This window comes from Acidovorax sp. LjRoot66, assembly GCF_964253305.1.
Classification (GTDB): Bacteria; Pseudomonadota; Gammaproteobacteria; order Burkholderiales; family Burkholderiaceae_C; genus Acidovorax.
Map to the genome: position 1 here is coordinate 5,812,062 of NZ_CAXUQU020000001.1, position 12,925 is coordinate 5,824,986.

The 12,925-nt window shown below is 65.2% G+C and carries 16 protein-coding genes; 6 read left to right on the plus strand and 10 right to left on the minus strand.

Translation table 11 applies throughout. The annotated features are described in order from the left end of the window. Positions 1 to 157 precede the first annotated feature (157 nt). Positions 158 to 745: an oligoribonuclease gene (orn, locus tag ACSQ3Y_RS27165; RefSeq protein WP_427999627.1), complete on the minus strand. Its 588-nt coding sequence runs from the start codon at positions 743 to 745 to the stop codon at positions 158 to 160. 38 nt (positions 746 to 783) lie between these two features. Here orn and ACSQ3Y_RS27170 point away from each other — a divergent pair, with 38 nt between their 5' ends. The 3 genes from ACSQ3Y_RS27170 to rsgA are packed head-to-tail and all read left to right on the plus strand — an operon-like array spanning position 784 to position 3,398. Further along, positions 784 to 2,094, plus strand: coding sequence for a M48 family metallopeptidase (locus tag ACSQ3Y_RS27170; RefSeq protein WP_057268379.1), 1,311 nt, complete (start codon positions 784 to 786; stop codon positions 2,092 to 2,094). Next, positions 2,091 to 2,441: a 4a-hydroxytetrahydrobiopterin dehydratase gene (locus tag ACSQ3Y_RS27175; RefSeq protein WP_436179453.1), complete on the plus strand. Its 351-nt coding sequence runs from the start codon at positions 2,091 to 2,093 to the stop codon at positions 2,439 to 2,441. Before ACSQ3Y_RS27170 ends, ACSQ3Y_RS27175 begins: the two co-directional genes overlap by 4 nt. A 12-nt stretch (positions 2,442 to 2,453) precedes the next feature. Further along, positions 2,454 to 3,398: a ribosome small subunit-dependent GTPase A gene (gene rsgA / locus ACSQ3Y_RS27180; RefSeq protein ID WP_057268378.1), complete on the plus strand. Its 945-nt coding sequence runs from the start codon at positions 2,454 to 2,456 to the stop codon at positions 3,396 to 3,398. Between the two features lie 859 nt (positions 3,399 to 4,257). On the opposite strand, the gene ACSQ3Y_RS27185 is transcribed toward rsgA, so the two are convergent. From ACSQ3Y_RS27185 to rpsP, 6 genes are all read right to left on the minus strand, one after another. Continuing rightward, positions 4,258 to 5,244, minus strand: a complete 987-nt coding sequence (locus ACSQ3Y_RS27185) for a CobD/CbiB family protein (RefSeq protein ID WP_436179454.1) — start codon at positions 5,242 to 5,244, stop codon at positions 4,258 to 4,260. Between the two features lie 46 nt (positions 5,245 to 5,290). Continuing rightward, positions 5,291 to 5,986 (minus strand): CoA pyrophosphatase, encoded by a 696-nt coding sequence (locus ACSQ3Y_RS27190; RefSeq protein WP_235516186.1) that lies wholly within the window; start codon positions 5,984 to 5,986, stop codon positions 5,291 to 5,293. Between the two features lie 122 nt (positions 5,987 to 6,108). Further along, positions 6,109 to 6,516: a 50S ribosomal protein L19 gene (gene rplS / locus ACSQ3Y_RS27195; RefSeq protein ID WP_057202005.1), complete on the minus strand. Its 408-nt coding sequence runs from the start codon at positions 6,514 to 6,516 to the stop codon at positions 6,109 to 6,111. Between the two features lie 152 nt (positions 6,517 to 6,668). Then, positions 6,669 to 7,427 (minus strand): tRNA (guanosine(37)-N1)-methyltransferase TrmD, encoded by a 759-nt coding sequence (gene trmD, locus ACSQ3Y_RS27200; protein ID WP_436179455.1) that lies wholly within the window; start codon positions 7,425 to 7,427, stop codon positions 6,669 to 6,671. A gap of 27 nt (positions 7,428 to 7,454) precedes the next feature. Next, positions 7,455 to 8,024 carry a ribosome maturation factor RimM gene (gene rimM, locus ACSQ3Y_RS27205; protein WP_057202003.1) on the minus strand — a complete coding sequence of 190 codons (570 nt, stop codon included), beginning with the start codon at positions 8,022 to 8,024 and terminating at the stop codon, positions 7,455 to 7,457. A 75-nt stretch (positions 8,025 to 8,099) separates the two neighbouring features. After that, a complete protein-coding gene (rpsP, locus tag ACSQ3Y_RS27210; protein WP_007859791.1) occupies positions 8,100 to 8,351 on the minus strand; it encodes a 30S ribosomal protein S16 in 252 nt (83 codons plus the stop codon). A 149-nt stretch (positions 8,352 to 8,500) separates the two neighbouring features. Between rpsP and ACSQ3Y_RS27215 the strand changes: the two genes are divergently transcribed. Beyond that, positions 8,501 to 9,022: an N-acetyltransferase family protein gene (locus tag ACSQ3Y_RS27215; RefSeq protein ID WP_436179456.1), complete on the plus strand. Its 522-nt coding sequence runs from the start codon at positions 8,501 to 8,503 to the stop codon at positions 9,020 to 9,022. A 7-nt stretch (positions 9,023 to 9,029) separates the two neighbouring features. After that, positions 9,030 to 9,476: a TM2 domain-containing protein gene (locus tag ACSQ3Y_RS27220; RefSeq protein ID WP_057202001.1), complete on the plus strand. Its 447-nt coding sequence runs from the start codon at positions 9,030 to 9,032 to the stop codon at positions 9,474 to 9,476. Positions 9,477 to 9,549: 73 nt separating this feature from the next. Here the strand turns inward: ACSQ3Y_RS27220 and ACSQ3Y_RS27225 are convergent, their stop codons facing one another. After that, the gene (locus ACSQ3Y_RS27225; protein WP_057202000.1) at positions 9,550 to 10,560 is read right to left on the minus strand and encodes an inorganic phosphate transporter; all 1,011 of its coding nucleotides are present in this window, start codon (positions 10,558 to 10,560) and stop codon (positions 9,550 to 9,552) included. An 18-nt stretch (positions 10,561 to 10,578) separates the two neighbouring features. After that, positions 10,579 to 11,226 carry a DUF47 domain-containing protein gene (locus ACSQ3Y_RS27230; protein ID WP_057201999.1) on the minus strand — a complete coding sequence of 216 codons (648 nt, stop codon included), beginning with the start codon at positions 11,224 to 11,226 and terminating at the stop codon, positions 10,579 to 10,581. Between the two features lie 282 nt (positions 11,227 to 11,508). Here ACSQ3Y_RS27230 and ACSQ3Y_RS27235 point away from each other — a divergent pair, with 282 nt between their 5' ends. Next, the gene (locus ACSQ3Y_RS27235) at positions 11,509 to 12,117 is read left to right on the plus strand and encodes an outer membrane beta-barrel protein (protein WP_305742144.1); all 609 of its coding nucleotides are present in this window, start codon (positions 11,509 to 11,511) and stop codon (positions 12,115 to 12,117) included. Between the two features lie 79 nt (positions 12,118 to 12,196). Here ACSQ3Y_RS27235 and ACSQ3Y_RS27240 read toward each other — a convergent pair whose 3' ends face one another. Next, complete coding sequence (locus ACSQ3Y_RS27240; RefSeq protein ID WP_057201997.1) at positions 12,197 to 12,925, minus strand: ABC transporter ATP-binding protein; 729 nt, start codon at positions 12,923 to 12,925, stop codon at positions 12,197 to 12,199.

The window sequence follows — 12,925 nt, forward strand, 5'->3', positions numbered from 1 at the left end:
GTGTGTGAGGGGAGATGCACAATCTGCGAGGGATTCCTGCGCAGCCAGCGATTATGGCACGATTAAGGGTTTCCCCGCAATACCCCTCAACTTCGAAAACTTGCAAGCCGCACGGCCCCTCCCATGACCGGGAAGGGAACCCGAGCGCCTAGGAGATCTACTTCACCTCCACCGACAGCAGGTGCTGGCGGTAGTGCGCGAGCTCGTCGATGGATTCATGCACGTCGGCCAGGGCCGTGTGCTTTTGCGCCTTCTTGAAGCTGGTGTAGGCCTCGGGCTTCCAGCGCTTGGCCAGTTCCTTGAGGGTGCTCACATCGACGTTGCGGTAGTGGAAAAATTGTTCCAGCTTGGGCATGTAGCGCACCAGAAAGCGCCGGTCCTGCCCGATGCTGTTGCCGCACATGGGCGCCTTGCCCTTGGGCACGTACTGGGCGAGGAAGGCGATGATCTGCTGCTCGGCCTCGGCCTCGGTCACGGTGGACGCCTTGACCTTGTCGATCAGGCCGCTGCGGCCGTGGGTACCCTTGTTCCAGGCATCCATGCCATTGAGTAATTCGTCCGACTGGTGGATCGCAAACACCGGGCCTTCGACGCGGGGCTCCAGGGTGGGACCGGTCACGACCACGGCGATCTCCAGCAGGCGGTCGGTGTCGGGCTCCAGGCCGGTCATTTCGCAATCGAGCCAGACCAGGTTCTGGTCCGATTTGGCGAGCTTTGCGGGGGTGGGGTTGTTGGCTTCTGACATGGCGCGCATTGTCTCCTATCCCCTAAACTCCCCGGTACATGCCGAACACAGAAGACTTCTCCCCCTCGATGCTGCTCACGCTGGCCTTTGCCGCGGCCCTGGTCATCGGCCTGGCGCTCAAGTTCTGGCTGGCCAGCCGGCAGATCCGCCACGTGGCAGGCCACCGTGCCAGCGTGCCAGCGGCGTTTGCCGAACGCATTCCCCTGGCCGCGCACCAGAAGGCGGCCGACTACACCATCACCAAGGCACGCTTGGGGCTGCTGGAAATGGCACTCGGTGCCGCCGTGTTGCTGGGCTGGACGCTGCTTGGCGGCCTGGATGCCCTGAACCAGGCCCTGCTCGCCGTGCTGGGCGGCGGCATGTGGCAGCAGCTCGCCCTGCTGGCGGCGTTTGCGGCCATCAGCGGGCTCATCGACCTGCCGCTCTCGCTGTACCAGACCTTCGTGGTGGAGGAGCGCTTTGGCTTCAACAAGATGACGCTGCGCCTGTGGCTGGCCGACGCGCTCAAGGGTTTGCTGGTGGGCGCCCTCATCGGGCTGCCCATCGCGGCGCTGATCCTGTGGCTCATGGGGGCTGCCGGCCCGATGTGGTGGCTGTGGGCCTGGGGCTTCTGGATGGGCTTCAACCTGCTGCTGATGGTGGTCTACCCGACCTTCATCGCCCCGCTGTTCAATAAATTCCAGCCACTCGAAGACGAGTCGCTCAAGGCACGCGTCACCGCCCTCATGCAGCGCTGCGGCTTCTCGGCCAAGGGCCTGTTCGTGATGGACGGCAGCCGCCGCAGCGCGCACGCCAACGCCTACTTCACGGGCTTTGGCGCGGCCAAGCGGGTGGTGTTCTACGACACGCTGCTGCGCCAGCTCGCGCCCGGCGAGGTGGAAGCCGTGCTGGCCCATGAACTGGGGCACTTCAAGCACCGCCACATCATCCAGCGCATTGTGGGCCTGTTCGCCATGAGCCTGGCGGGCTTCGCGCTGCTGGGCTGGCTCTCCAACCAGGTGTGGTTCTACACGGGCCTGGGCGTGCGGCCCAGCATCTCGCTCGACGCGGGTGTGGCGTCCGCCCCGAACGATGCCCTGGCACTGCTGCTGTTCATGCTGGCCGTGCCGGTGTTCACCTTCTTCATCTCCCCGCTCTTCGCACGGCAATCGCGCCGCCATGAATTCCAGGCCGACGCCTATGCCGTCGCCCAGGCCAGTGGTGCGGATCTGTCCTCGGCCCTGCTCAAGCTGTACGAGGACAACGCCTCCACGCTGACGCCAGACCCGCTCTACGTGAGTTTCTACTATTCACACCCGCCTGCCACCGAACGGCTGGCACGCATGCACACACCGACTCTGACCCCATGACAGCCCCCTCCTCGATGCTCAAGAAAAAAGACTGGTCGGCCATCACGCGCCGCGCGCTGACGGCGACCGAAGTGGTCACCCAGCTTGCCAAGCTGGAGGGCTGGAGCCTGACCGGCGATGGCGCCAACGTGGCCATCGAGAAGACCTACTACTTCGCCAACTACCACGAGACCATCTCGTTCGTGAATGCGGTGGCCTTCGTGGCCAACGTGCAAGACCACCACCCCGACCTGTCGGTGCACTACAACCGCTGCGTGGTGCGCCTGAACACGCACGACGTGAAAGGCATCTCCAGCACCGACTTCGAATGCGCCACGCGCTTCGACGCACTGGTCACTTCCTCATGAGGCCGCAACACCATGGCTGAGCGCAGCGCCCTCATGGAAGGCACGGTGGTCGCCAGCCACGGGCGCCACTGCATGGTTGAAACCCCCGATGGGGAGCGCCGCATCTGCCATCCTCGCGGCAAGAAGAGCCAGGCCGTGGTGGGCGACCATGTGCTCTGGCAGGCACCCCCACCCGGCCAGGGCGAGGAAGGCACCATCGAAAAGGTCAAGGAGCGACGCAACCTGTTCTACCGCCAGGACGAGATCCGCACCAAGTCGTTTGCCGCCAACCTGGACCAGGTGCTGATCCTGATTGCAGCGGAACCGGTGTTCTCCGAAAGCCAGCTCTCGCGCGCACTGATCGCGGCCGAGGCGGCACGCATCCAACCCATCATCGCGCTCAACAAGAGCGATCTGGTCGAACCCTTCGCACGGGCCTGGGAGCGGCTGCTGCCCTACCGCCACATGGGTTCAGGCAAGCACTACGGCGTGCTGCCGCTGTCGCTGCGCCTGTCGAGCGACGTGGACCGGGCCCTGCTGATGGAGCACCTCAAGGGCAAGATCACACTGGTGCTGGGCCCGTCAGGCTCGGGCAAGAGCACCCTGATCAACCTCCTGGTGCCCGGCGCCACGGTACTCACGAATGAGATCTCGCAGGCGCTGAACTCCGGCAAGCACACCACCACCAGCACGCACTGGTACTGGATGGACAAGGAGCGCACCACGGCGCTGATCGACTCGCCGGGCTTCCAGGAATTCGGCCTGCACCACATTGCACCCATGCAGCTGGCGGCCTGCATGCCCGACATCGCGGCGCATGCCACGGATTGCAAGTTCTACAACTGCACGCATCTGCACGAGCCGGGCTGTGGGGTGATCGATGCGGTCAAGCGCGGGCCTGCGGATGATGGGATCAGCGAGAACCGGTACCGGATCTATGGGGATCTGTTTGCTGAGTTGAGCCATACGCGGTATTGAAGTTTCGGCTTCTTGGTTGCTTCTGCTGTGTGCTGGCGGCGGAAGCCGGGGTGCGCTTCCGGCGGCACAGTGCTTTTTTTAGCCGCATGTCTTTGCTGAAGGCGGAAGCCGGGTCTCGGCCCCGCGGCCGAGGTACTTGTTCTTTGCTTCGCCAAAGAAAAGTACCCAAAAGAAAGGCGACCCCGCTGCCCGTGTCCCCACTCGCCTGGCGGCAAGTGGGGCAGCCTGCGATGCTCGGTCCTGGGGTGACGCCGAAGAACTCCCTGCGCTGCCTCTGCGAGGCAGCTCCGGTCAAACAGCTTCGGCGAGCCAGACAACGAGGCGCGTGTCCTTCGGCACGCGCTCACCCCAGGCCCTGCGCTTCTCGGCACGGTCAGAAGGGGGTGGGAGCGGGCTCCATACGGGCCATTGCTTTGCTCGGCCCGTTGCGCCTTCGCTGCGCATCGGCGTCGGCAGCGCGCAGCGCGAACCGACCCCCGGCGCAGCTGCGAAGCAGCAGCCGTTTTTGACCCCGCTCCCCACCCCTGCTGGCTGCGCCGAGAAGCGCAGGGGCTGGGGTGGGTGCGTGTGCCGAAGGACACACGCACTTCGTTGTCTAGCTCGTCGCTGCTGTCTGAGCGGAGTTCGAAGAACGCAGCGAGTTCAGCGACGCCCACCCCAGATCCGAGCATCGCAGGTTGCCCGCAGCGAAGCGAAGGGACGCAGACTGGGGGTCGCCTTTTCTTTGCCTACTTTCTTTTGGCGAAGCAAAAGACAAGTAGGTGCGCCGCCGGGCGCACATCCCGGCCTCCGCACTCAGCACAGGCATGCCGCACAAACAAGCCTGCCAGCCAGCGAAAACCCGAGGAGAGACCCGAGATCAGCCCAACAACCGAGCCAACGTCAGCAAAGCCAGCAGCAGCATCCACACCACCACCGACCTCCAAACCAACCCCACGACACTGCGCAAATGCCCGACTTCAGGCTCCCGCCCAGGGGTGGAGTCACTGTCCCCCATATCAGCATCGATCTCCAGCCCCTGCGGCGTATGCAACACCGACCGGGCCTTGAGCGCCTCGCCCCCCAGCCGGACGTTGATGGCCCCGGCAGTAGCCGCCAGCACCACCCCATCGTTGTCATTGGGAAAGCGCTGGGCATGGAAGCGCCAGCCCTCGATGGCCTCCTCGAAGCTGCCCACCACCGCAAAGCTCAGCGCGGTCAGGCGCGCAGGCACCCAGTCGATCACCGTCCAGGCCTGGGCCGAAGCCCGCTGCAGCGATTCGCTCGCGGGCTGGGCGCCCATGCGCTGGCGGTAATGCCAGTAGCGCGAGGCGAATTCGGCCAACCGGTACAGCACCGCCCCCGTGGGGCCGAGACCCAACGCCGCGAGCACCGAAAACCAGGCCAGGACACCGAACACGTGGCGGTGGGCGGCCAGCACCGAATACTCGATCACGTGGCGCACGATCTCGCTGCGCGGCAGCAGGCCCACGTCCACCTGCTGCCAATGGGCCAGGCGCTCGCGGGCGGCGTCTTCATCGCCTTCTTCCAGCGCATCGCGGATACCGGTGAAATGGTGGCTGAACTGGCGGAAACCGAGGGTGACGTACAGCACCGCCACGCTCCAGAGCACGGCGAACGGCCAGCCCAGCCCCCACAGCAGCAGCCAGTGGATGGCCAGCACGACCAGGGAAGGGACGAGCACCGCCAGGCCCCACGCCACCCAGCCGTGGTGCGACTTGCCGGCGTCGAAATTGCGGCTTACCGACAGAGCCCAGGCACGCAGGCCTGCATGGATGGGGTTGCTGCGGGCCAGCGGGCGGGCCTGCTCGATCAGCAGAGCGAACAGGATGGCGAAGAAACTCATGGTCGCCAATGATACTGGCGCTGCATGCCGCCGTGCACCAATAAGGTCAGGCTTGCATGAAGCGGTAGAAATTGCGCAGCATGCCGGCGGTGGCGCCCCAGATGTGGTGGTTCTTCTCACCGTCCTGGTAGGGCATGGAGAACCATTCGCGGGCCACGCCCTCCCACTCCAGCCGGTGGCGCTGGTGGTTGGCCGGGTCGAGCAGAAAGGCCAGCGGCACCTCGAACAGATCCGCCACCTCGTAGGGATTGGGTGTGAGCACGCAGTCGGGCTGCACCAGCGCGACCACGGGCGTGATGATGAAGGAGGTTCCCGTCACGTAGATGGGCAAGGAACCCAACACCTCCACGTACTGGCGCTCCAGGCCCACTTCCTCGAAGGCCTCGCGCAGCGCGGTGTCGGCCGGGGTGGCGTCCTCGGGGTCCGCCCGGCCACCGGGAAAGGCGATCTGCCCTGAGTGCGTGGACAGATGCGCCGTGCGCTCGGTCAGCAGCACCATGGGCTGCTCGCGCAGGACGATGGCCAGCAGCACCGAGGCATGGGCCGGCTCGCGCTGGGCGAACTTGCGCTCCAGCACCACCTCGGGCTCCCACTGCGGCGGGTGCGCAAAGCGCAAGCGCAGCGCCTCGGGGGTCTGGGCCGCCAGCGGCACCGCTGCCAGGTGCGTATCCACCCCCACCACGGGCACCTTGCGCGGATCGAAATCGGGCAGCGTGGACAGGGGCGGGATGATGGAGGACACGGGGCTGATCGGTGGTTTCACTGCAGTCGGGATGAGGGGGCCAAGGGAACGCTGGTGAGGCGGCACAATGCAAAAAGCCGCTACAGGCTGGCTGTAGCGGCTTGCCTGGACGGGTCCAGTCCTCAGGCGGCAGTAGCTGCTGCTGCGGCGGCGGCAACAGCCGCCTTGTTGACGCGCTGTGGCAGCTTTTCCTTGATACGTGCCGACTTGCCGCTGCGGTCACGCAGGTAGTACAGCTTGGCACGGCGCACGTCACCGCGGCGCTTGACTTCGATACCGGCGATCAGCGGGCTGTAGGTCTGGAACGTACGCTCCACGCCTTCGCCGCTGGAGATCTTGCGCACGGTGAAGCCGCTGTTCAGGCCGCGATTGCGCTTGGCAATCACCACGCCTTCGTAAGCCTGCACGCGCTTGCGGGTACCTTCCACCACGTTCACGCTCACGATGACGGTGTCACCAGGCGCAAATGCGGGAATGGTCTTGTTGAGGCGGGCGATTTCTTCCGCTTCCAGGGTTTGAATCAAGTTCATTTTTACATCCAACGATCATGTCCGCGCCAAAAATGGCAGCGTCGGGATTGACGTCTCAGTGTTTCGCACAAACGGCAGGAGCCTGCATGCTCCACATGTTTGCTCAGCAAAACGGCCGGCCAGAGGATCGAAAAGCCTTTGATTATAACAAGTCAGCGCAACTTGGCCAATACGGCCTCGTCGGCAGGCGTGATGCGACCCGCTTGGCGCGCTGCGGCGATCAGGTCGGGGCGGTGGCGCACGGTGATGGCCAGGCGCTGGTCGCGCCGCCAGCGCTCGATCTGCGCGTGGTGGCCGGACATCAGCGCGGCCGGCACGGCCTGGCCCGCCCACTCTTCGGGGCGGGTGTAGTGGGGGCAGTCGAGCAGGCCGTCGAGCGCGGGGTTGAAGCTGTCGAGCTGGTGGCTGCCCTCGTCGTTGAGCACGCCGGGCTGCAGGCGCGCCACGGCATCGAGCAGGGCCATGGCGGCAATCTCGCCACCCGAGAGCACAAAATCGCCCAGGCTGATCTGCAGGTCCACATGGGCATCGATGAAACGCTGGTCGATGCCTTCATAGCGCCCGCACAACAGCACGGCGCCCGTGCTGGCAGACCACCGCTCCACCGCCGCGTGGTTGAGCGCCGCTCCGATGGGCGAAAACAGCACCAGCGGAGCCTGGCCCTCGGCAGGCTCGGCGCGCTCGGCGCGGATGGCTGCCAGGCAGCGCGCCAGCGGCTCGGCCAGCATCACCATGCCCGGGCCACCGCCAAAGGGCCGGTCGTCCACGCGGCGGTAGTTGCCCTCGGCTTGGTCGCGGGGGTTCCACAGCCGTACGTCGACCTGGCCACCGGCATAGGCACGCCGCGTCACGCCGCTGGCCAGAAAGGGCGCAAACAGCTCGGGGAACAGGGTGATGATGTCAAAGCGCATGGTGCGCAGCGGACCGCAACCGGTCGCTCAGTAGTCGGGCTGCCAGTCGACGGTGATGCGCTTTTCGGGCAGTTCCACCTTGTCGACGAAATGGGCCACGAAGGGAATCATGCGCTCCTGCACCTTGCCTGCCTCCTCGTACTCGAGCACCAGCACGGTCTGCGGGCCAGTGGACAGCAGTTCGCGCACGGTACCCAGGACCAGGCCCTCGCGGTTGACGACGGCCAGGCCGATCAGGTCCACCCAGTAGTATTCGTCGGTGGCGGTGGTCGGAAAGCCCGAGCGCGGCACGAAGATGCGCGCGCCGCGCAACGCCTCGGCGCCGTTGCGGTCGTCGATGCCCTGCGCCCAGGCCACCACGGTGTCCGAGTGGTCCTTGGCCTGCCGAATCGGCAACAGCACCGTGCCGGAGAAGGTCTTGGCACCGCGCTCGGAGGGCTGCAGGTACCAGCTTTTGGCAGAGAACAGCGCCTCGGGGTTGCTGCTGTGGGGCACCACCTTGAACCAGCCTTTGATACCCCAGGCGTCGGCAATGCGGCCCACTTCGACGGCGTCGGCAGGCAGTTCTGCGGGTGCGAGGGTCAGGTTCGTGGCCATGGAATGGGTCTCGGAAATAGGAAAAGGGCGGGTTCCGCCAGACAAGCCGACGGAACCCGCCCTTTTCAGGGAGCTTTAAGCAGCCTTCTTGGCAGCTTGCTTGATCAGGCGGTCCACGGTAGGCGAGGACTGGGCGCCAACGCTCTGCCAGTACGTCAGGCGGTCCTGTGCAATGCGCAGGCCTTCTTCGGTTTCCTTGGCGGTGGGGTTGTAGAAGCCCAGGCGCTCGATGAAGCGGCCATCGCGGCGCACGCGCTTGTCAGCAACGACGATGTTGAAGAAAGGACGGCCCTTGGAGCCGCCGCGGGAAAGTCGAATGACGACCATGATTTATCCTTCGGGTGTTGGGTTCCGGCAATACCTGCCGAAAGCCGCAGTGTTCGCAACCATATTCTCGCAACGCTTGAGACACGCGACATGGCCACCCGGCCAGCGACACGCTGCAAAGCCCGCGATTATATCCAATTCCCCATTCCATGCCCATTATTCGTCCAAGCACCGACGCTGACCTGCCCGCGATCACCACCATCTATGCCCACCACGTGCTGCATGGCACGGGTACTTTCGAGATCGATCCCCCCACCGAAACCGACATGGCCGGCCGTCGAGCCGACGTGCTGGGCCGGGGCCTGCCCTGGCTGGTGGCCGAGCAGGACGGCCAGGTGCTGGGCTTTGCCTACGCCAACTGGTTCAAGCCGCGCCCGGCCTACCGCTTCTCGGCCGAAGACTCGATCTACGTGGCCGACAGCGCACGCGGCATGGGCCTGGGCCGGCAGTTGCTCAGCGAACTGATGGTGCAGGCCGAGGCGGCCGGCGTGCGCAAGCTGCTGGCGGTGATCGGCGATTCGGCCAATGCCGGCTCCATCGGCGTGCACCGCGCCGTGGGCTTCACGGACGTGGGCGTGATGCGCTCCATGGGCTGGAAATTCGGCGCCTGGCGCGACATCGTGCTCATGGAAAAGACCCTGGGCGCAGGCGACACCACTTCGCCTGAATAATCCCCCCATGAAAAACAAAACACTGGCTGCCTGGCTGGCCTTCCTGGGCGGCCCGCTGGGCCTGCACCGCTTTTACCTGCACGGCATGGGGGACATGCTGGGCTGGCTGCTGCCCATCCCCACGGCACTGGGGATCTACGGCATCCAGCGCGTGCAGCAACTGGGGCAGGACGACCATTACAGCTGGATCCTGATCCCCCTGCTGGGATTCACGATCGCGGGTTGCGCCCTGCGCGCCATCCTGTACGGCCTGATGACGCCCGAACGCTGGAATGCCCGCTACAACCCCAGCGCCCCGGTGGAAGCGCCCGCCGGCCAGACGCAGTGGATCACCATCGGCGCCATCGTCCTGGCCCTGCTGATGGGCACCACGGTGCTGATGGCCAGCCTGGCGTTCAGCTTCCAGCGCTATTTCGAGTACCAGATCGAGGAAGCGCGCAAGATTTCGCAATAGGCATCCGCCACAACGCAAAAAGCCCTCCGGGAAACAGTTCCCGGAGGGCTTTCTTCATGGAGCTGCAGAGCACTCAGAACAACTGCAGGCTCACCCAGTAGGCAATGGCCGCCACAAAGGCGCTGGCCGGGATGGTGAGCACCCAGGCCCAGACGATGTTGCCGGCCACGCCCCAGCGCACGGCGCTGGCGCGCTGGGTGGAGCCCACGCCCACGATGGCACCGGTGATGGTGTGCGTGGTGGAGACCGGGATGCCCAGCGTGGTGGCCAGGAACAGCGTGATCGCCCCGCCCGTTTCGGCACAGAAGCCCCCCACGGGCTTGAGCTTGGTGATCTTCTGGCCCATGGTCTTGACGATGCGCCAGCCACCGAACATGGTCCCGAGGCCAATGGCCACGTAGCAGCTCACGATGGTCCAGGTGGGCGGCGATGCGTCGCTGGCCGAAGCGTAGCCCGTGGCGATCAGCAGCAGCCAGATGATGCCGATGGTCTTCTGCGCATCATTGCCGCCGTGGCCCAGGCTGTAGGCGCCTGCGGAAACGAGCTGCAGCCGCCGGAACCACTTGTCCACCTTGCTCGGCCTGGCGCGCCGGAAGATCCAGGCCACGGCCACCATCATCAGCGAGCCGAGCAGAAAGCCCAGCAGCGGCGAGACGAAGATGAAGGCCACGGTTTTCAGGATGCCGGCCGAGATCAACGCGCCCGCGCCAGCCTTGGCGATCACCGCGCCCACGATGCCGCCGATCAGCGCATGCGAGGAGCTGCTGGGGATGCCGTAGTACCAGGTGATCACGTTCCAGGTGATGGCGCCCACCAGGGCGCCGAACACCACGTGCGTGTCCACGATGCCGGGCTGCACGATGCCCTTGCCCACCGTGGCGGCCACGCTCAGGTGGAACACGAAGATGGCCACGAAATTGAAGAATGCCGCGAACAGCACCGCCTGCGCGGGCTTGAGCACGCCGGTGGAGACCACCGTGGCAATCGAGTTGGCGGCGTCGTGGAACCCGTTCATGAAGTCGAACAGGATCGCAAGCGCCACGAGCAGAACGACAACCCACAGGGCTGCTTGTACGGTTTCCATGCTGCTGGGCCCTGCCGATCAGGAGTTCTCGAGGACGATGCCCTCGATGCAGTTGGCCACGTCCTCGCACTTGTCGGTGATGGTTTCCAGGAGCTCGTAGATGGCCTTGAGCTTGATCACTTCGCGCACATCGGGCTCCTCGCGGAACAGCTTGCTCATGGCGCTGCGCATCACGCGGTCGGCGTCGGATTCGAGCTTGTCGATCTCCTCGCAGGTCTTGAGGGCGGCCTCGGCCACGGCAGGGTCGGCGATCTTGTCGAGCAGCTTGACGGCGTCGCGCAAGCGCTCGCAACACTTGAGGCTCAGGTCGGTGAGGCGCGTGATCTCGTCCGTCATGTGGCGCACGTCGTACAGCGCCATGGTTTCCGCCGAGTCCTGGATCAGATCGGCCACATCGTCCATGGTGTTGATGAGCGTGTGGATCTGCTCACGGTCGATGGGGGTGATGAAGGTCTTGTGGATGGCCTTGTTGACCTCGTGCGTCACGCGGTCGGCAGCGCGCTCGGCGTTGTCCACATCCTGGTTGTACTTGTCACGCAGGTGGGGATCGTTGTAGTTGGCCACCAGTTGCGAAAAGGCGCGGGCCGCTTCCACGATGCGGTCCGCATGCTGGTTGAACATTTCGAAAAAATTGCCTTCGCGTGGCAACAGCTTGGCAAACAGCATGGGGGAGGCTCCTGGAACGGGGGGTCGGATTTCTTGGAAATGACGGTGCCATGACAAAACCATGACGCCAACGTGACTGCCGGGAGTTTAACCGCCGGGCCGTTGCAACCAGGCCCAGGGTCGATGGCAGCGGCTTCGCCCGGGGTGGCATCCCCGGGCGAGGCCTACCCGCCGGAGACCCTCCGTCCTACAGCAAGCGTCGGTGCAGCACCTTAGATTGGGCGTTCGCCCCGCGGGCATCCGTTGCCCGCCGAATTTCCCCACGTTCCAAGGACACCTTCCATGCCATCCTCGTTCCGCCTGATCCCCTGGCTGGTTGCAGCCGCCTGCGCCGCCACGGGCGTGCAGGCACAGACCAGCAGCGCTTCGCCCAAGCAGCGCGATTCCTTCATTCCGTATACGCAGCAAGGCTACTTCGGCCTGAGCGGCGGCCGCGCCAACTACGACCTCAATGCCGGCCCGCCGGGCACCGGCCTGGGCTTCGATGACTCCGACTCGGCCTGGAAACTCTCCACCGGGGGCTATTTCCACCCCAATGCCGGCGTGGAGCTGAGCTACCTGAATGCCGGCAAGGCCCACCGCCTGGGCGGCACCACCAAGGCCGAGGGCGTCAACCTGAGCCTGATCGGGCGCGCCCCGCTGAACGAGCAGTTCGACCTGTTCGGCAAGGTCGGCACCACCTATGGCCGCACGCGCACTTCAGGCTTCTCGGGCCTGGGCGTGGCGACGGGCAAAGACAGCGGCTTCGGGCTGTCCTACGGCGTGGGCGCACGCTGGAACTTCAACCAGCAATGGGCCGCCGTGGTGGAGTGGGAGCGCCACAAGTTCCACTTCTCGGATGAGAACTCGGGCGTGAAGATGACGACGCTGGGCGTGCAGTACAAGTACTGACCTGCAACGGGAGGACTTGCGTCCTCTCCATGAAAAATGCCGTCCCGAGGGACGGCATTTTGCTGGCGCAGGCAAGCCCTTACTCGCCCAGGTAGGCGGCACGCACCTTGGGGTCGCTCAGCAGCTCCTGGCCCGGCCCGGTCATGGTGATCAGGCCCGACTCCATCACATAACCGCGGTCGGCAATGGCCAGCGCGCGGCTGGCGTTCTGCTCCACCAGCAGGATGGTCACGCCCAGGGCGTACACATCGCGCACGACCTCGAAGATCTTGTCCACCATGATGGGTGACAGGCCCATGGAGGGCTCGTCCAGCAGCAGCACCTTGGGCTGGCTCATCAGCGCGCGGCCCATGGCCAGCATCTGCTGCTCACCGCCCGACATGGTGCCGGCCAGCTGGTCCTTGCGCTCGCGCAGGCGCGGGAAGATGGTGAACATCTTCTCGATGTCGGCCAGGATGCCCGCCTTGTCCTTGCGGATGTAGGCACCCATCTGCAGGTTCTCGGTGATGGTCATGCGCGCGAACACGCCACGGCCTTCGGGCACCATCACCAGGCCGTCCTTGACCAGGTCCCAGGCGCCCTTGCCCTTGATGCTCTTGCCCAGGTACTCGATGTCGCCATCGCCCATGGGCAGCGTGCCCGTGATGGCCTTCATGGTGGTGGTCTTGCCGGCACCGTTGGAGCCGATGAGCGAGACCAGCTCGCCTTCACGCACTTCGAAGTCCACGCCCTTGACGGCCTGGATACCGCCATAGCCCACTTTCAGGCCCTTGATCTGCAGCAGTACCTTGTTGGATTTTTCGGCCAT

Excerpts from the sequence above, each read along its gene's own strand:
- ACSQ3Y_RS27220 (WP_057202001.1), top strand. The coding sequence starts at position 9,030 with ATGAAAAACAAAACACTGGCTGCCTGGCTGGCCTTCCTGGGCGGCCCG.
- rsgA (WP_057268378.1), top strand. The coding sequence starts at position 2,454 with ATGGCTGAGCGCAGCGCCCTCATGGAAGGCACGGTGGTCGCCAGCCAC.
- ACSQ3Y_RS27185 (WP_436179454.1), bottom strand. The coding sequence starts at position 5,244 with ATGAGTTTCTTCGCCATCCTGTTCGCTCTGCTGATCGAGCAGGCCCGC.
- trmD (WP_436179455.1), bottom strand. The coding sequence starts at position 7,427 with ATGCGCTTTGACATCATCACCCTGTTCCCCGAGCTGTTTGCGCCCTTT.
- ACSQ3Y_RS27240 (WP_057201997.1), bottom strand. The coding sequence starts at position 12,925 with ATGGCCGAAAAATCCAACAAGGTACTGCTGCAGATCAAGGGCCTGAAA.
- rpsP (WP_007859791.1), bottom strand. The coding sequence starts at position 8,351 with ATGGTCGTCATTCGACTTTCCCGCGGCGGCTCCAAGGGCCGTCCTTTC.
- ACSQ3Y_RS27215 (WP_436179456.1), top strand. The coding sequence starts at position 8,501 with ATGCCCATTATTCGTCCAAGCACCGACGCTGACCTGCCCGCGATCACC.
- rimM (WP_057202003.1), bottom strand. The coding sequence starts at position 8,024 with ATGGCCACGAACCTGACCCTCGCACCCGCAGAACTGCCTGCCGACGCC.
- ACSQ3Y_RS27235 (WP_305742144.1), top strand. The coding sequence starts at position 11,509 with ATGCCATCCTCGTTCCGCCTGATCCCCTGGCTGGTTGCAGCCGCCTGC.
- ACSQ3Y_RS27225 (WP_057202000.1), bottom strand. The coding sequence starts at position 10,560 with ATGGAAACCGTACAAGCAGCCCTGTGGGTTGTCGTTCTGCTCGTGGCG.
- ACSQ3Y_RS27230 (WP_057201999.1), bottom strand. The coding sequence starts at position 11,226 with ATGCTGTTTGCCAAGCTGTTGCCACGCGAAGGCAATTTTTTCGAAATG.
- rplS (WP_057202005.1), bottom strand. The coding sequence starts at position 6,516 with ATGAACTTGATTCAAACCCTGGAAGCGGAAGAAATCGCCCGCCTCAAC.
- ACSQ3Y_RS27170 (WP_057268379.1), top strand. The coding sequence starts at position 784 with ATGCCGAACACAGAAGACTTCTCCCCCTCGATGCTGCTCACGCTGGCC.
- ACSQ3Y_RS27175 (WP_436179453.1), top strand. The coding sequence starts at position 2,091 with ATGACAGCCCCCTCCTCGATGCTCAAGAAAAAAGACTGGTCGGCCATC.
- orn (WP_427999627.1), bottom strand. The coding sequence starts at position 745 with ATGTCAGAAGCCAACAACCCCACCCCCGCAAAGCTCGCCAAATCGGAC.